Genomic DNA, 15,754 nt, shown 5'->3' with positions numbered 1-15,754 from the left:
CGACGCTAGCAATGCCCCGATCAACGGGTAATGACAATGCGCGTATTGGCGCGCCCGTAATCATTCACAAGCGCGAACAGCGTCGCGGCGTTGCCCGGATGCAACCGGACGCAGCCATGCGAGGCCGGACGCCCGAGCCGGTTCAGATCGTTCGTCCCGTGAATGGCATAGCCGCCGTGGAAGAAGATCGAGTAGGGCATGGGCGAGTTGTAGTACTTGCGCGAGAAGTAGCGCCGATGCAGCCGCTGCGGCCGGTAGCTGCCGACCGGCGTGCGGTAGCCCTTGCGGGCGGTGGAGACCGGCCAGACATAGCGCGGCACCCCGTCCACCGAGACCTTCATCACCTGACGCGACAGATCGATGTGGGCCGTCACGCTCTGCGCACCGGCCGGCGCGGCGAGAAAGAGGAGCATGCCCCCAACGAGGGCGGCAAGAAGATGTCTCATCCCGGCATCCCCGACATTGTGGCGGTATTCTGGCACGATACCGGCGACGGCGGGAGCCTCGAAACGTCTTATGGTTTACACATCCGGCTGATCGGCCGGCATCGGATCGCGCCACAGGCACGCGGACCGACGCGCGAGGGGATGGGCAAACGGACGCGGCCAACCCGGATGGCGCTCCGATTGGAAACGATCTAGCGTCGCGCCGGAATCCAATCCGGGAGCGCATTTCCATGATCCTGATGCTGGCGGGCCTCGTCCTGTTCGTTGCCATCCATATCCTCACCGCGCGCCGCAAGATCGGCGCGGCGGCGTCCGCCCAGCTCGGCACGACGACCTACCGCGTCATTCACGGTGTCGTCGCCCTCGCCGGCGTGCTGCTGATCGCCTATGGCTACGGCCAGTGGCGGGCTGAAGGGCCGGCGCAGCTCTACGATCCGCCGGTCGGACTGCGTCATCTGGCGCTGCTGCTGATGCTGATCGCGTCCATCGCCACCGTGGCCGCATTGGTGCCGAGCCACCTCAAGGCATGGCTGAAGTTTCCCTTCCTGGTGGCGATCAAGACCTGGGCGCTGGCGCATCTGCTCGCCAATGGCGACGCCGCCACGGTGACGCTCGCGGTGGTCATCCTCGCCTGGGCGGTGGTGATGCGCATCATGGCCAAGCGTCGCGGCGCGCCGCTGCCGGTGGCGCCGGCCGGCTGGGGCGGCGACATCATTGCGATCGTCGGCGGTGTCGTGCTTTATGCGGCCCTTGCCTTCTGGTTCCACCCCTACATCGTCGGGGTGCCGGTGATGGGCTGACCAAGCCCTTACAAGAACACGAGGAAACCGCCTGAAATGTCCGTCCAGTCCGCCGCGCGCCGTCTGACCGCACCGGATATCCGTGCGAAGAAGGGCGGCGATCCGATCGTCTCGCTGACCGCCTATCACGCGCATACCGCCCGTCTCATCGACCCGCATGTCGACTTCATGCTGGTGGGCGACTCGCTGGGCATGGTGATGCACGGCATGGAGACCACCGTGCCGGTGACGGTCGACATGATGATCCTTCAGGGACAGGCGGTGATGCGCGGCTCCGCGCGGGCGCTCGTCGTGGTGGACCTGCCCTTCGGCTCCTATGAGGGCTCGCCCCAGCAGGCCTTCGCCACCGCCTCCCGCGTGCTCAAGGAGACCGGCGCCGGCGCCGTGAAGCTGGAAGGCGGGCGCCGCATGGCCGAGACGGTGCGCTTCCTCGCCGATCGCGGCGTGCCGGTGATGGGCCATGTCGGACTGACCCCGCAGGCGATCAACACGCTCGGCTCCTTCAAGGCGCTCGGTCGCGACGAGGCGAGCGCGGCGCTGATCCTCGACGACGCCCGCTCCATCGCCGATGCCGGCGCCTTCGCCATGGTGCTGGAGGCGATCTCGGAGCCGCTGGCCCGGCAGATCACCGAGGAGGTCGCTCCGCCGACCATCGGCATCGGCGGGTCGGTGGCCTGCGACGGGCAGATCCTGGTGCTGGAGGACATGCTCGGCCTGTCCGACCGCGTGCCGCGCTTCGTCAAGAAGTTCGCCGAGATCGGCCCGGCCATCGGCGCGGCCGTGGAGGCCTATGCCAGCGAGGTGCGGGGCCGCAGCTTCCCCGGGCCGGAGCATGTCTACGCGCCGAAGAAGGGGTGAGGCGCCGGCGGGGCGGCGGCCTTTGGACCGTCATCTCCGGGCCCCCGGCCATGACGAGCCAACTGGCGCCCGGCGGCAAATTACGATGGGCAGTGGAGAGGCGGCGCGCCGATTTGCCTTGTTGAAGCCGCATCGCTAGTTTACCCGGCCTTTCAGATACCGCCCGGCGCCTGTGTGCCGGCGCCTTGCGACGAGTTCCACGGACCGACATGGCTGACATCTTCCACGAGATCGACGAGGATCTGCGTCGCGAGCGTTTCAACCGTCTCTGGACGCGTTACGGCGCCTATGTCGTCGGTCTCGCGGTGCTGATCGTCGTCGCTGTCGCCGGCTGGCGCGGCTATGAATGGTGGCGCCTGCAGCAGGATCAGGCGGCCGGCGCGCAGTTCGAGGCCGCGCTGCAACTCGCGGCGGATGGCAAGGCCGCCGAGGCGGATGCCGCGTTCCAGCAGATCGAGAAGGACGGCACGCCGGGCTATCGCGTTCTCGCGCGCTTCCGCGCGGCGGCCGAGCTGGCCAAGACCGACCGGGCCGCCGCCGTCGCCGATTACGATGCGCTCGCCAAGGATCCGTCGATCAGCCGGCTGATGCAGAATGTGGCGCAGATCCGCGCCGCGCTGCTGCTGGTCGATACCGCGCCGTTCGCGGACATCGAGGGCCGGGTGAAGCCGCTCGACACGCCGGAAGGCGCCTTCCGCTATTCCGCGCGCGAGATCATCGGTCTCGCCCAGTACAAGGCCGGCGACTACAAGGCGGCGACCGACACCTTCACCGCGCTGCTGAACGATGGCCAGATCCCTCCCGGCCTGCGCCGTCGCGCCGAGCTGATGCGCACGCTGGCGGCCGCTTCCATGCCGCTTCCGGCGCCGGCCGCGGCCCCGACCTCCGCTCCGGCTCCGGCAGATGCGCCGGCCGCCGCTCCTGCCGTGCAGTGAGGAGAAGCTCCATGCACCATGCCAAGCTCCGGTTGCGCCGCGCGCTGCTGCTGGTCCCCGTGCTCGGGCTGACCCTCGCATCCGCCGGCTGCGAGACCCTCGAATCGCTGAACCCCTTCAACGAGCGCGAGAAGCCCCTGCCGGGCGCGCGCCAGCCGGTGTTCCCCGAGGGCGTGCCTGGCATCGACTACAACCAGGCTCCGCCGCAGCCGGCCAACTCGGCCTATGGCCTGTCGACCGAGCCTTCGGCCGCTCCCGCCGCGCCCGCCTCGGGCACCACTCCGGCCCGCTGACCGGCGCGGAGGCGCCCCCATTCCATGACGATGACCGTCGCCATTGTCGGCCGGCCCAATGTCGGCAAGTCGACGCTGTTCAATCGCCTCGTCGGCAAGCGTCTCGCGCTGGTCGACGACCGTCCCGGCGTGACCCGTGACCGGCGCGAGGGCGATGCCCGGCTCGGCCATCTCTCCTTCCGCGTGATCGACACGGCGGGGCTGGAGGAGGCCAAGGCCGAATCGCTCGAAGGCCGCATGCGGGCGCAGACCGAGGCGGCCATCGACGACGCCGACGTGCTGCTGTTCCTCATCGACGCCAAGGCCGGCGTCACGCCGAGCGACCGCGCCTTCGCCGAACTCGCCCGCCGTTCCGGCAAGCACACCATCCTCGTGGCCAACAAGGCCGAGGCGCGGGGCTCGGAGGGCGGCACGCTCGATTCCTATGCGCTGGGCCTCGGCGAGCCGGTGGAGCTTTCCGCCGAGCACGGCGACGGCATGGCGGACCTCGTGCGCGCGCTGGCGCAATGCCTGCCGGACGACGCCGACGAGGACGAGGAGGAAGGCGGCGAGGGCGGCCGGCGCATCCGCGTCGCGGTGCTCGGGCGGCCCAATGCCGGCAAGTCCACGCTGATCAACGCGCTGCTGGGCGAGGACCGGCTGCTGACCGGCCCGGAGGCCGGCATCACCCGCGATTCCATCGCCGTGGATGTGGAGCGCCACGGCGTGGCGCTGCGCGTCTTCGACACCGCCGGCATGCGCAAGCGCGCCCGCATCGACGACAAGCTGGAGAAGCTCTCCGTCGCCGATGGCCTGCGCGCGGCGCGCTTCGCCGAGGTGGTGATCGTGCTGATGGACGCCACCCATCCCTTCGAGGAGCAGGACCTGCGCATCGCCGACCTCGCCGAGCGCGAGGGGCGGGCGGTGGTGCTGGCGCTGTCGAAATCCGATCTCGTCAAGGACCAGCCGGGCTTCGTCACCCGCGTGCGCGGGGAGGCGGACCATTGGCTCCCGCAGCTGCGGGGCGCGCCGGTGGTGCTGGTCTCCGGCCTCACCGGCGAGGGGCTCGATCGTCTCGTGCGCGCGGTCGGCCAGGCGCATGAAGTGTGGAACCGCCGCGTCGCGACCAACCCGCTCAACCGCTGGCTGGGCGAGGTGACCAGCGAGCATCCGCCACCGGCCGTCTCCGGCCGTCGCATCAAGCTGCGCTACATCACCCAGCCGAAGGCGCGCCCGCCGAGCTTCGTGCTGTTCTGCTCGCGCGCCGACGCGCTGCCGGAGAGCTATGTCCGCTATCTCGTGAACAATCTGCGCCAGAGCTTCGATCTGCCGGGCGTGCCGATCCGGCTCACGCTGCGCGAGAAGGACAATCCCTACGCCGAGAAGGACTGAGCGGGATCGGTCGACGGAATGCAAAAGGGACGGCTCGCGCCGTCCCTTTTTTCGTCTCGTGCGGGGGCGTTCACACCGGAACCGGGAACGCCTTGAGGCTGCGGGTGGGGAAGTCGTAGAGGCGGCCGGTTTCCTCGAAGCCCGGCAGGCAGAGGGCGAGGATGGCGGCGGCGACCTCTTCCGGGGCGGGGAGGGTGTTCGGGTCCTCGCTCGGGAAGGCCTTGGCCCGCATGCGGGTGCGGATCGGCCCGGGGTTGATGAGGTTCACTTTGAGGTTCGAGATGTTCATCACCTCCGCCGCCCAGGTGCGGGCCAGCACTTCCACCGCGGCCTTGGTGATGGAATAGGGCCCCCAATAGGCCCGCGCCTTGTGCGCGGCGCCGGAGGAGACCAGCACGGCGCGGCCGGCGGTCGACAGGCGCAGCAGCGGATCGAGCGAGCGCACGAGGCGCCAGTTGGCGGTCAGGTTCACGGCCAGCGTGTCGTCCCACTCCTTGGGGTCGATCTGCGCCAGCGGCGTCATCGGGCCGAGCACGCCGGCATTGCCGACGAAGATGTCGAGCTTGCCGAAGCGCTCGTAGAGAGCGCCGCCGAGCCGGTCGATGCCCTCGCCGTCCTTCATGTCGAGCGGCACCAGCGTCGCGGTGGAGCCGGCCGTGACGATGGCGTCGTCGAGCTCCTCCAGCGCGCCGGTCGTGCGGCCGATGGCGACGATGTGCGCGCCGGCCTCGGCGAGGGCGAGGGCGGTCGCCTGGCCGATGCCGCGGGTGGCGCCGGTGACGAGGGCGATGCGCCCGGCGAGCGGGCGCGCGGACGTGTCCGCCGCGGGGATATCCGACATGGGGTTTCCTCGAACGCTTACGTTTCGTCGGTCATGACCACCGACGGCGCGGAACGCCGGGCGGGGCCGTGAGTGACCGCTTCGATGTTGTTGCCTTCGGGGTCGAGCACGAAGGCGGCGTAATAGCCGGGATGATAGTCCCGCAGGCCCGGCGCGCCATTGTCGCGCCCGCCGGCGTTCAGGGCGGCGGCGTGGAAGCGCCGCACGGTTTCCTCGTCCGGCGCCTGGAAGGCGAGGTGGGCGCGGCCCGTGGTCGGCTCGCCGGCGCTGACGAAGAGTTCGTCGGCGAAGAAATAGCCTTCGCCGTCGACCACCGGGACGCCGAGCACCTCAAGCGCGGCGCCGTAGAAGCGGCGGCAGGCCTCGAGGTCCTTCACCACCAGCTGGATGTGGTCGATGAGGCGGCCGCGATGCCATTCCCGAAGCTCGACCACGGCGTGTCAGCTCGCCTCGGCCAGCAGGGAGAGCTGGCGCGGCGAAACCTCGCCTTCGCGGTCGGTCAGCGGGGTCGGATACTCGCCGGTGAAGCAGTGATCGGTGAACTGCGGGCACACGGGATCGCGGCCCTCATAGCCCATCGACTTGTAGATGCCGTCGATGGAGAGGAAGGCGAGGCTGTCGGCGCCGATGTAGCGGCGCATGCCTTCGAGGTCATGCGTCGCGGCGAGCAGCTTGTCGCGGTCCGGCGTGTCGATGCCGTAATAGTCGGGGTGGGTGATTGGCGGCGAGGAGATGCGGAAATGCACCTCGCGCGCCCCGGCCTCGCGCATCATGCGGACGATTTTGACCGACGTCGTGCCACGCACCAGGCTGTCGTCGATCAGCACGATGCGCTTGCCCTCGACGACGGCGCGGTTGGCCGAGTGCTTCATCCGCACGCCCTGGTCGCGCACCGACTGGGTCGGCTGGATGAAGGTGCGTCCCACATAGTGGTTGCGGATGATGCCCAGCTCGTAGGGAAGGCCGGAGGCCTGCGAGAAGCCGATGGCCGCCGGCACGCCGGAGTCCGGCACCGGCACCACGAGGTCGGCATCGGCGGGCGCCTCGGCGGCGAGCTGCATGCCCATGGTCTTGCGGACCTGGTAGACCGAGCGGCCGCCCACGACCGAGTCCGGGCGGGCGAAATAGATGTACTCGAAGATGCAGGGACGCGGCGGCACGCTGCCGAAGGGGCGCAGCGTCTCCACCTTGTCGGAGGAGAAGACGATGACCTCGCCCGGCTCGATGTCGCGCACATGGCGCGCACCAATTATGTCGAGAGCGCAGGTCTCGGAGGTCAGGATCGGGTGGCCGTCGAGTTCGCCGAGCACCAGCGGGCGGATGCCGAGCGGGTCGCGGGCACCCACCAGCTTCTTGTTGGTGAGGCCGACAAAGGCATAGGCCCCCTCGATGGAGCGCAGGGCGTCGACGAAGCGTTCGGTGAAGCGGGGGCGCTTGGAGCGGGCGACGAGGTGGAGCATCACCTCGGTGTCGGAGGTCGACTGGCAGATGGCGCCGTCACGGATGAGCTGGCGGCGCAGGGTGAGGCCGTTGGTCAGGTTCCCGTTGTGGGCGATGGCGAACCCGCCGCCGTCGAGCTCGGCGAAGAGCGGCTGCACGTTGCGCAGGATGGTCTCGCCGGTCGTCGAGTAGCGGACATGGCCGACCGCGATATGGCCGGGCAGACGCTTGATCGCGTCGCCGTCGGAAAAGGCGTCGCTGACGAGGCCGAGGCGGCGTTCCGAGTGGAAACGGCTGCCGTCATAAGTGGTTATGCCGGCTGCTTCCTGCCCGCGATGCTGCAGGGCGTGCAGGCCGAGGGCGGTGATCGCCGCGGCGTCGGGGTGCCCGTAAATGCCGAACACGCCGCACTCCTCGCGCAGCGTGTCCCCGTAGTCGTCGTAGAAATCGTCGGCCACCGCCGATTTCGGCGCCACGTCGTCAACAGTCAGGTCGGCCATAGGACCATCGCTCCTCGGCGCAGTTCGAGGCTGCGCCCGCTCCACTAGCTCAAATGCAACAGCGCCCCGGGACGGCTTTGTCCCACGGGCGCGGTCGAATTAAGGCGCCGGCGGCGACGCCGGGCCGGGAGTGGCCGGGGCCGTGCCCGGATTGAAGGGCTCCGGCGGCGGCTCGTTCGGCTCGGCTTCCTTCGAGTTGCGAATGTCGCGTATCAGGCTCTCGGGATCTTCCGGCAATACGGAGATGAGCCAGTCACCCGCACTTTGCAAGACCACCTTCGCCCGCGCGTCGCGAATCCAGTCCGGCTGGCCCTGTTCGTTCTGGACCAGCCAGTTGAAGAACAGGAAGGCCACAACCATGATCAGGAAGCCGCGGGCGAGGCCGAAGAGGAAGCCCAGCGTGCGGTCCAGCGCGCCGATGCGGCTATCGAGCACGAGGTCCGAAATCCGCACCGTGATGATCGAGACGATCAGCAGGGTGAGGAGGAACACCGCACCCACGCTCGCGGCCATCGCGAAGGTGTCGTTGGCGATATACTGCTTCGCCAGCGGCAGGACGTGGGGATAGGCGTAGAGGGTGACGATCGCCGCGGCGACCCAGGAGGCGATGGCGAAGACCTCGCGCACGAACCCGCGCACCATGGCCAGAAGGCCGGAGATCACCATCACGGCGACAAGGATGATGTCGAGCAACGTCAAGACGAGCGCACCGTGATCCTAGCGGCTTTCGACAGGAAAGCGCAGCGAATCTGCGCTGTTCCGGCCCCGTAAGGGACCGCGCGACGTATAGCGCGGAGCAGGGCGTCCGTCATCCCTCTTGCCGCTCGCGGGAGGCGCTGCGGCGGCCCCGGGCGGCGATGTTGGCGACGATATCCCCAAGAGAGGTGACGGTATCGATGGCGAGGGGAGGCTCCTGCGTCTCCTTAGAGGCTCCGTTTCCCTTGCCCGCGCCCTTGTCCGCGTTCTTGCCGGACCCCTTGGCTTCCGGCGCGACGGCGCGGTTGAACCCCAGCTTGGCGGCTTCCTTGAGCCGGGCGACGGAATGCGGCACGGCGCGCACGGCGCCGGTGAGGCTCACCTCGCCGAAATAGACGCTGTCGGCGGGCAGCACGGCGCCCGACAGCGAGGAGACGAGGGCGGCCGCCACGGCGAGGTCGGCGGCCGGCTCGCTGATGCGGAAGCCGCCGGCGACGTTGAGGTGCACGTCATGGGCGCCGAGCTTGATGCCGCAGCGCGCTTCCAGAACCGCCAGCACCATGGAGAGCCGGCTCGGGTCCCAGCCGACGACGGCGCGGCGCGGCGTGCCGAGGCTCGTCGGCACGACCAGCGCCTGGATTTCCACCAGCACCGGGCGGGTGCCCTCCATGCCGGCATAGACGGCCGTGCCGGGGGCGCCGCTGTCGCGATTCGAGAGGAACAGCTCGGAGGGGTTGGCCACCTCGCGCAGGCCGAGGCCGGTCATCTCGAACACGCCGATCTCGTCGGTGGGCCCGAAGCGGTTCTTCTGTGCGCGCAGGATGCGAAAATGATGGGCGCCGTCGCCCTCGAAGGAGAGCACCGCGTCGACCATGTGCTCGACCACGCGCGGACCGGCGATCTGGCCGTCCTTGGTGACATGGCCGACGAGGATGACCGCCGCGCCGGCGCGCTTGGCGTAGCGGATGAGGATCTGCGCCGAGGAGCGCACCTGCGTGACCGTGCCGGGGGCGGATTCCACCGTGTCGGTCCACATGGTCTGGATGGAATCGATCACGACCAGAGCGGGGCGCTTGCCCTCGGAGAGGGTGGCGACGATGTCCTCGACATTGGTCTCGGCGGCGAGCTCGACCGACGAGCCGGCCAGACCGAGGCGCTCGGCGCGCAGGCGCACCTGCGCCACCGCTTCTTCGCCCGAGACATAGATGATGCGGTGTCCGGCATTGGCCAGCGCGGCCGAAGCCTGGATCAGCAGGGTCGACTTCCCGATGCCGGGATCGCCGCCGATCAGCAGCACCGAGCCGGGCACCAGCCCGCCGCCGGCGACCCGGTCGAGCTCGGAGATGCCGACGCGCACGCGGGGAGCGTCCTCCGAGGTGCCCGACAGGCTTTCCAGCGCGATGAGCCGGCCCTTGCGCCCGCCGCGCAGATTGGCGGGCAAGGTATCGGAGGCGGCGGTTTCCTCGGCGATGGAGTTCCACGCGCCGCAGGAATCGCAGCGCCCCTGCCAGCGCGAATGCACCGCGCCGCAGATCTGGCAGATGAAGGAGGCGGCGCGTTTGGCCATGGGCGGTCGGAAATCCGGAGTGAATCGATCCGTCGAGGTTCTACCGCCATTTGGCGTGAGAACAAACAGGGACCAAATTCGCGGGTGCGGGCGCTATACCCAGCGGCGGTGATAGCGCCGGCCGAGGGAGGTGAGGATCTCGTAGTCGATGGTGGCGGAATGGCGCGCCAGATCCTCGAGGCCGAGCCCGTCGCCGAGCAGAGTGGCGAAGTCGCCCGGGGAGACGGCATCCTCGGGCACCTCGGTGATGTCGAGGGCGAGGAGGTCCATCGAGATGCGGCCGATCAGCGGGCAGCGATGGCCCGCCACCACCGCCTCGGCGCCGGGACGGAGATCCGAGGCGCCGGCCAGCCGGGGAATGCCGTCGGCATAACCGGCCGAGAGGATGGCGACGCGCGAGGGGCGCAGGGCGGTATGCGCGGCGCCGTAGCCGACCGTCTCACCCTCGTGCACGTGGCGCACCTGCGCGATCCGCAGCTCCAGCCGCACCACTGGCCGCAGCGGCGCGACATCCTTGCGCGGGCGGCCGCCATAGACGGCAATGCCCGGCCGTACGAGATCGAAATGCAGCGCGCGATCGCCGAGCGCGCCGGCCGAATTGGCGAGCGACGCCCGCACGTCCGGGAACAGCGCGGCGATGGCCCGGAAATCCTCGAGCTGGCGGGCGGTCAGCGGATGGTCGGGCTCGTCGGCGCAGGCGAGATGGCTCATCAGCAGGGCCAGCGTGAAGCCGATCTCGTCGCGTCCCTCGGCGAGGTTCACCGCCTCCGTCGCCGACAGGCCGAGCCGGTTCATGCCGGTGTCGACATGGACGGCGGCGGGCAGGGCGGTGCCTGTATCTTCGCAGAACGCGCTCCAGCGCTCGATTTCCGACACGCTGCCGAGAACCGGGCACAGCCGCTTGTCGCGATAGGCCGCCTCGGTGCCGGGGAAGAGCCCGTTGAGCACGAAGATCTCGGCCTCGGGAAGCAGGTTGCGCAGCTCGCGCGCCTCGCTGAGCAGCGCGACGAAGAAGGTGCGCGCTCCCGCCTGCCAGAGCGCCGAGGCCGCCGGCACGAGGCCGATGCCGTAGCCGTCGCCCTTCACCACCGCCGCGCAGGCGGCCGGCGTCACGCGGCGGGCGATCTCCTCGTAATTGGCGCGCAGCGCCGCGAGATCGATAGTGAGGACGCCGCCGGCTTCGGGCGGGGGAATGTCGTGGCTGGTAATGTCGTGGCTGGTCACGATGGCGAACTCAATGCTCGGGCAGCCGGTCGTTCTGGGCCAGCGTGGAGAAGCGGGTGTACTGGGCCTCGAAGGCGACCTTCACCGTGCCGGTGGGGCCGTGGCGCTGCTTGCCGATGATCACCTCGGCGATGCCCTGCGCCGCCTTCATGTCCTGGTCCCACTTGAACCATTCCTCGGTGCCTTCCTTCGGCTCGCGGCTCTTGAGGTAATATTCCTCGCGGAACACGAACATCACCACGTCGGCATCCTGCTCGATCGAGCCGGATTCGCGAAGGTCGGACAATTGCGGACGCTTGTCGTCGCGCGCCTCGACCTGACGCGAGAGCTGGGACAGCGCCATGATCGGCACGCCGAGTTCCTTGGCGAGCGCCTTGAGGCCGGTGGTGATCTCGGTGATCTCCTGCACGCGGCCCTGCGACGAGCTCTTGGAGGAGCCGGTGAGCAGCTGGAGGTAGTCGACGACCATGAAGTCCAGCCCGCGCTGGCGCTTGAGCCGGCGGGCGCGGGCCCGCAGCTGGGCGATGGAGATGCCGCCGGTGTCGTCGATGTAGAGCGGGATCGTCTGCATCATCTGCGCGCAGCTCGCGAGCTTGTCGAATTCGTGCTCGGAGATGTCGCCGCGGCGGATCTTGTAGGAAGCGATCTCGGCCTGCTCGGCGAGAATTCGGGTGGCGAGCTGCTCGGCCGACATTTCCAGCGAGAAGAAGCCGACCACGCCGCCGTTGAGCGGCCGGATCGAGCCGTCCGGCAGCGTCTCCGACTGGTAGGCGGCGGCGACGTTGAAGGCGATGTTGGTGGCGAGCGAGGTCTTTCCCATCGCCGGGCGGCCGGCGAGGATGATGAGGTCGGACGGCTGCAGGCCGCCCATCATCTGGTCGAGATCGTCGAGGCCCGAGGCGGTGCCGGACAGATGACCGTCGCGCTGGAAGGCGCGGCTGGCCATGTCGACCGCTTCCTTCAGCGCGTCGTTGAAGCGCATGAAGCCGCCGTCGTAGCGCCCGGTCTCGGCGAGCTCGTAGAGGCGCTTCTCGGCCTCCTCGATCTGCTCCTGCGGGGTGGCGTCGACCGGGGCCTCGTAGGCCTCGTTGACGATCTCCTCGCCGATGGCGATCAGGTCGCGGCGCACCGAGAGGTCGTAGATGGTGCGGCCGTAATCCTCGGCGTTGATGATCGTCGTCGCCTCGGCGGCGAGGCGGGCGAGATATTGCGGCACGGTGAGGCCGGCGATGTCGAACTCGCCCGGCAGGAAGGTCTTGAGCGTGACCGGCGTCGCCACCTTGCCGGCGCGGATCAGCGCCGCCGTGGTCTCATAGATCGCCACATGGATCTGCTCGAAGAAATGGCGCGGCTCCAGGAAGTCCGAGACCCGGTAGAACGCCTCGTTGTTCACGAGGATCGCGCCCAGCAGCGCCTGTTCCGCCTCGATGTTGTGCGGGGCGGTGCGATAGGTCGCGTCTGTCTCCGCCGAGGGACGGGCAGGGGAATCGAGCATATCTCTTCCGGGTGCGGATGGGCTGCTGCAACAGCTACCTTCACCCCGGCGCCGAGTCCGGGGTGAATCGCGCACGCCTCATTTTGTCCTGTGGAGGGCCTGTGGAAAGCTAAATCTTGCTTGACGCCCTCCGGCCCCCCGAGCCGCCCCGAGGCGGGGGCGCTATTCCCCCGCCAGCCGCAGGCCAGGACGGTTCTCGCGTTCGATCCTGCGCAAGGCTGTCTCGGCTTCGGCGATGTAGTTGCGCGTCAGCGGCACCACGCCCTCGCGCTTGGCGAGCTGGATCTGGAAGATCATCATTCCCTGATGGCGGAACGCCATCTCGGACGAGGCGAGATAGAATTCGAACATCCGCACGAAGCGCGAATCGTAGAGCCGCTCCACCTCCTCGCGATGCGCCAGGAAGCGCTCGCGCCACGCCTTCAGCGTCTCGGCATAGTGCAGGCGCAGGATCTCGATGTCGGTGACGAAGAGACCCGCCCGCTCGATGGCGGGAAGCACCTCTGACAAGGCCGGGATGTAACCGCCGGGGAAGATGTACTTGGCGATCCACGGATTGGTGATGCCGGGGCCTTCCGAACGGCCGATGGAGTGGATCAGCGCCACGCCGTCATCCTTCAGAAGCTCCGCCACCCTGCCGAAATACTCGTCGTAATGGCCGACGCCGACATGCTCGAACATGCCGACCGAGACGATGCGGTCGAACGGGCCGGGCACGTCCCGATAGTCCTGCAGGCGGAAGTCGGCGCGTTCGGCAAGGCCGCGCTCCTCGGCGCGGCACCGGGCGACACCGAGCTGTTCCTGCGAGAGGGTGACGCCCGTCACCTGTGCCCCCGTATGCCCGGCGAGGTAGAGCCCCATGCCGCCCCAGCCGCAGCCGATGTCCAGCGCGGTGAGGTCGGGCTTGTCGAACAGCAGCTTGGCCGCGATGTGCCGCTTCTTGGCGAGCTGCGCGTCGTCGAGCGACTGGTCGGGCGTCTCGAAATAGGCGCAGGAATATTGCCGGTCGGCATCGAGGAACAGCGAATAAAGCCGCCCGTCGAGATCGTAATGGTGCGCGACGTTCTTCTGCGAGCGGTCGCGCGGATTGAACTGCGCCAGCCGGCGGAACAGGAAGCGCAGCTTCATAAGGAATTTGGCGCTGGCGCTGGGGACCTGGAGCCCCACCTGCGCCATGAGCAGGGCGAGAAGCTGGGCGATGTCGCCCCGCTCGATCACCAGACCGCCTTCCATGAACGCCTCGCCGAGCTTCAGCTCGGGGTCGAGGGCGATCTGGCGTTGCCAGGCGTCGGAAGTGAAGCGGACTTCGAGAGGTTCGCCCGTTCCGTCGCCGAAGGTGGCGCGCGTGCCGGAAGCGAAAGTGACGACAACGGAACCGCGGCGCACGACGCGCGCAAGAACCTGCGAGAGCAACCGTTCCATCGGCCAACTCCAACGGTACCGGCAGTCGGCGACGACAAACCACTAAGGGGCGTCCCCGCGTGAAGACCGCCTGCCCATCGCGTGGGCATGTTCATGATGTGCAAATCATTGCATCACAACATTTTCCTCCTCGCAACAATCCAAACGTTGCCACGCATGCAAAAAAGCCCGGCCGCAGGCGGCCGGGCTACGCAATTCGACGTATTCCGCAGGGTAATTGCTTCAGGCCTGTTCGGCCTCAGCCTCGGTCTCGGCCTCGGCCGGAGCCTCCTCCAAGTATTCGTCCTCGTCCTCCTCGTCGCGGATGACGGTGAGGTCTTCACCGCGCGACTGGCGCTCGGCTTCCTCGGCGCTGCGGGCGACGTTGGCGCGGACCGACACTTCGACTTCCGGGTGCAGGGTGACGGGCACCTCGTGCAGGCCGATGGTCTTGATCGGGTGGTTGAGGACGATCTGCTTGCGCTCGACGGTGAAGCCGGCGGCGGTCAGCGCCTCGGCGATGTCGCGGGTCGACACCGAGCCGTAGAGCTGGCCGGTCTCGCCGGCCTGGCGCACGAGCACCACGATCGTGCCGTTCAGCTTCTCGCCGACCTTGGTGGCCTCGTTCTTCAGTTCGAGGTTGCGGGTCTCGAGCTGGGCCTTCATCGATTCGAAGCGGGTCTTGTTGTCCTTGGTGGCGCGCAGCGCCTTGCCCGAGGGGAGGAGGAAATTGCGGGCGTAGCCGTCCTTGACGCGGACGACTTCACCCATCTGGCCAAGCTTGGCCACGCGCTCCAGCAGAATGACTTCCATTTCAGTTCTCCATTCGATTCGTCAGATTTCAGGAATGAGGGGGGTCAGCCGTCATTGGCCGCCGGCGGTCCCCCGGAGGGGTTCCCGCGCCGGAAGCGGCCACGAAGGCCGAAGAGGGTTTCGGCGAGGCCGAGCAGGGCGAGCGCCGCGAAGGGCCAGCCCAGCGCCAGCGCGGCGATCCATACCGTGGCGATGACCAGCGTTCGTCCGGCGGCGCCACGGGTGATCCAGTGGATCGCCGCGATGCCGACGAGCGCGAAGGCCATGACCAGCGTGGCGCTGAACAGCTCGGCCAGCAGGCCGACGAAGCCGCCGGCGAGGCTGGCGGCGATGAGCGTGCCGGCCAGCAGCGCCACGCTGGCGCGCGGCAGGGCGATGGCGGCGAGGTCCGGCCACGGGCGGATGAGGCGCCCGGACACGCGGGCGACATGGGCGCCGAGCCAGAGATTGGCGAGCTGCGTGACCATCGTCACCACGGCGGCGGCCGGGGGCATGACGAGGACCAGCAGGTCGACCAGCCGCTCCATGTCGGCGCTGCCCGCGCCCGGATTCTCCTCGAACATCGCCTGGAACAGCGAGCGCAGCGCCGCCTGATAGCCTTCGACGCTGCCGGCCACGAGCGGGATCAGCGCGGCGACGGCCAGGCAGCCGAGAATGGCGGCGGCGAGCACGATGCGGCCAACGGGGAACCATTCGAGCGGGCCGTCCGGCTGCTCCTGCCGCGCCATCAGCGCGAGATAGGAGAGCACATAGGCCGGCAGGCCGACGCCGGCGACATAGGCGAGCAGCAGCTCCAGCCCGAAGAAGACGCCGATGGCGACCGCCGCCGCGGAGGCGGCGACCAGCGCGGAGAGGTGATTCCAGCCGAGGCCGACGATGAGGACGGGAAGCGGCGCGAGATAGAACAGGGGCAAAGCCAAGGCGCTGCCGGTGGCAACCGTCGCCACCAGAAGGGCTGACGCCGCGCCAGCGCCGAAGGCTATGAGCCAGTTCTGAACCATCGACGAGCTGTCCCGCTCCGAGCGGTTAGGAGCGGATCATCGTCCGCCCCAGCCAAGGTCCTTCGGGAATGTC

Annotated in this window: 16 protein-coding genes; 5 read left to right on the top strand and 11 right to left on the bottom strand. The window is 68.8% G+C overall.

What is annotated here, in order from left to right:
- Positions 1–20: 20 nt before the first annotated feature.
- Positions 21–446 (bottom strand): L,D-transpeptidase, encoded by a 426-nt coding sequence (locus FO470_RS10980; protein ID WP_144343004.1) that lies wholly within the window; start codon positions 444–446, stop codon positions 21–23.
- A 230-nt stretch (positions 447–676) separates the two neighbouring features.
- On the opposite strand from FO470_RS10980, the gene FO470_RS10975 reads away from it, so the two are divergent.
- From FO470_RS10975 to der, 5 genes are all read left to right on the top strand, one after another.
- Complete coding sequence (locus FO470_RS10975) at positions 677–1,246, top strand: NnrU family protein (protein WP_144343003.1); 570 nt, start codon at positions 677–679, stop codon at positions 1,244–1,246.
- A gap of 36 nt (positions 1,247–1,282) precedes the next feature.
- On the top strand, positions 1,283–2,104 hold the full coding sequence (panB, locus tag FO470_RS10970; RefSeq protein WP_144343002.1) for a 3-methyl-2-oxobutanoate hydroxymethyltransferase: 822 nt from the start codon (positions 1,283–1,285) through the stop codon (positions 2,102–2,104).
- Positions 2,105–2,313: 209 nt separating this feature from the next.
- On the top strand, positions 2,314–3,039 hold the full coding sequence (locus FO470_RS10965; RefSeq protein ID WP_144343001.1) for a tetratricopeptide repeat protein: 726 nt from the start codon (positions 2,314–2,316) through the stop codon (positions 3,037–3,039).
- 11 nt (positions 3,040–3,050) lie between these two features.
- Positions 3,051–3,332 (top strand): hypothetical protein, encoded by a 282-nt coding sequence (locus FO470_RS10960; protein WP_144343000.1) that lies wholly within the window; start codon positions 3,051–3,053, stop codon positions 3,330–3,332.
- 24 nt (positions 3,333–3,356) lie between these two features.
- On the top strand, positions 3,357–4,703 hold the full coding sequence (gene der / locus FO470_RS10955; protein ID WP_144342999.1) for a ribosome biogenesis GTPase Der: 1,347 nt from the start codon (positions 3,357–3,359) through the stop codon (positions 4,701–4,703).
- A 70-nt stretch (positions 4,704–4,773) separates the two neighbouring features.
- On the opposite strand, the gene FO470_RS10950 is transcribed toward der, so the two are convergent.
- From FO470_RS10950 to FO470_RS10905, 10 genes are all read right to left on the bottom strand, one after another.
- Positions 4,774–5,544 (bottom strand): SDR family NAD(P)-dependent oxidoreductase, encoded by a 771-nt coding sequence (locus FO470_RS10950; RefSeq protein WP_144342998.1) that lies wholly within the window; start codon positions 5,542–5,544, stop codon positions 4,774–4,776.
- 17 nt (positions 5,545–5,561) lie between these two features.
- Entirely contained in the window at positions 5,562–5,978 is a 417-nt protein-coding gene (locus tag FO470_RS10945) for a VOC family protein (protein ID WP_144342997.1), read from the bottom strand.
- A gap of 6 nt (positions 5,979–5,984) precedes the next feature.
- Positions 5,985–7,484: an amidophosphoribosyltransferase gene (gene purF, locus FO470_RS10940; protein ID WP_144342996.1), complete on the bottom strand. Its 1,500-nt coding sequence runs from the start codon at positions 7,482–7,484 to the stop codon at positions 5,985–5,987.
- A gap of 99 nt (positions 7,485–7,583) precedes the next feature.
- Complete coding sequence (locus tag FO470_RS10935) at positions 7,584–8,183, bottom strand: CvpA family protein (RefSeq protein ID WP_144342995.1); 600 nt, start codon at positions 8,181–8,183, stop codon at positions 7,584–7,586.
- A 109-nt stretch (positions 8,184–8,292) separates the two neighbouring features.
- Positions 8,293–9,747 (bottom strand): DNA repair protein RadA, encoded by a 1,455-nt coding sequence (gene radA, locus FO470_RS10930; RefSeq protein WP_144342994.1) that lies wholly within the window; start codon positions 9,745–9,747, stop codon positions 8,293–8,295.
- Positions 9,748–9,840: 93 nt separating this feature from the next.
- Positions 9,841–10,971, bottom strand: coding sequence for an alanine racemase (gene alr, locus FO470_RS10925; RefSeq protein ID WP_246659556.1), 1,131 nt, complete (start codon positions 10,969–10,971; stop codon positions 9,841–9,843).
- Between the two features lie 10 nt (positions 10,972–10,981).
- On the bottom strand, positions 10,982–12,466 hold the full coding sequence (locus tag FO470_RS10920) for a replicative DNA helicase (protein WP_144342993.1): 1,485 nt from the start codon (positions 12,464–12,466) through the stop codon (positions 10,982–10,984).
- A 162-nt stretch (positions 12,467–12,628) separates the two neighbouring features.
- Complete coding sequence (locus FO470_RS10915) at positions 12,629–13,888, bottom strand: SAM-dependent methyltransferase (RefSeq protein ID WP_144342992.1); 1,260 nt, start codon at positions 13,886–13,888, stop codon at positions 12,629–12,631.
- A gap of 222 nt (positions 13,889–14,110) precedes the next feature.
- Complete coding sequence (gene rplI, locus FO470_RS10910) at positions 14,111–14,680, bottom strand: 50S ribosomal protein L9 (RefSeq protein WP_144342991.1); 570 nt, start codon at positions 14,678–14,680, stop codon at positions 14,111–14,113.
- Positions 14,681–14,724: 44 nt separating this feature from the next.
- Entirely contained in the window at positions 14,725–15,681 is a 957-nt protein-coding gene (locus tag FO470_RS10905; RefSeq protein ID WP_144342990.1) for a DUF2232 domain-containing protein, read from the bottom strand.
- Between the last annotated feature and the right edge of the window lie 73 nt (positions 15,682–15,754).

This window comes from Ancylobacter moscoviensis (assembly GCF_007559435.1).
GTDB lineage: Bacteria > Pseudomonadota > Alphaproteobacteria > Rhizobiales > Xanthobacteraceae > Ancylobacter > Ancylobacter moscoviensis.
Note: the sequence above shows the minus strand (reverse complement) of the source record. Positions and strands in the feature narration are given on the sequence as shown.

Excerpts from the sequence above, each read along its gene's own strand:
- FO470_RS10980 (WP_144343004.1), bottom strand. The coding sequence starts at position 446 with ATGAGACATCTTCTTGCCGCCCTCGTTGGGGGCATGCTCCTCTTTCTC.
- FO470_RS10905 (WP_144342990.1), bottom strand. The coding sequence starts at position 15,681 with ATGGTTCAGAACTGGCTCATAGCCTTCGGCGCTGGCGCGGCGTCAGCC.
- der (WP_144342999.1), top strand. The coding sequence starts at position 3,357 with ATGACGATGACCGTCGCCATTGTCGGCCGGCCCAATGTCGGCAAGTCG.
- FO470_RS10920 (WP_144342993.1), bottom strand. The coding sequence starts at position 12,466 with ATGCTCGATTCCCCTGCCCGTCCCTCGGCGGAGACAGACGCGACCTAT.
- FO470_RS10950 (WP_144342998.1), bottom strand. The coding sequence starts at position 5,544 with ATGTCGGATATCCCCGCGGCGGACACGTCCGCGCGCCCGCTCGCCGGG.
- FO470_RS10960 (WP_144343000.1), top strand. The coding sequence starts at position 3,051 with ATGCACCATGCCAAGCTCCGGTTGCGCCGCGCGCTGCTGCTGGTCCCC.
- FO470_RS10975 (WP_144343003.1), top strand. The coding sequence starts at position 677 with ATGATCCTGATGCTGGCGGGCCTCGTCCTGTTCGTTGCCATCCATATC.
- panB (WP_144343002.1), top strand. The coding sequence starts at position 1,283 with ATGTCCGTCCAGTCCGCCGCGCGCCGTCTGACCGCACCGGATATCCGT.
- purF (WP_144342996.1), bottom strand. The coding sequence starts at position 7,484 with ATGGCCGACCTGACTGTTGACGACGTGGCGCCGAAATCGGCGGTGGCC.
- rplI (WP_144342991.1), bottom strand. The coding sequence starts at position 14,680 with ATGGAAGTCATTCTGCTGGAGCGCGTGGCCAAGCTTGGCCAGATGGGT.
- radA (WP_144342994.1), bottom strand. The coding sequence starts at position 9,747 with ATGGCCAAACGCGCCGCCTCCTTCATCTGCCAGATCTGCGGCGCGGTG.
- FO470_RS10965 (WP_144343001.1), top strand. The coding sequence starts at position 2,314 with ATGGCTGACATCTTCCACGAGATCGACGAGGATCTGCGTCGCGAGCGT.
- FO470_RS10915 (WP_144342992.1), bottom strand. The coding sequence starts at position 13,888 with ATGGAACGGTTGCTCTCGCAGGTTCTTGCGCGCGTCGTGCGCCGCGGT.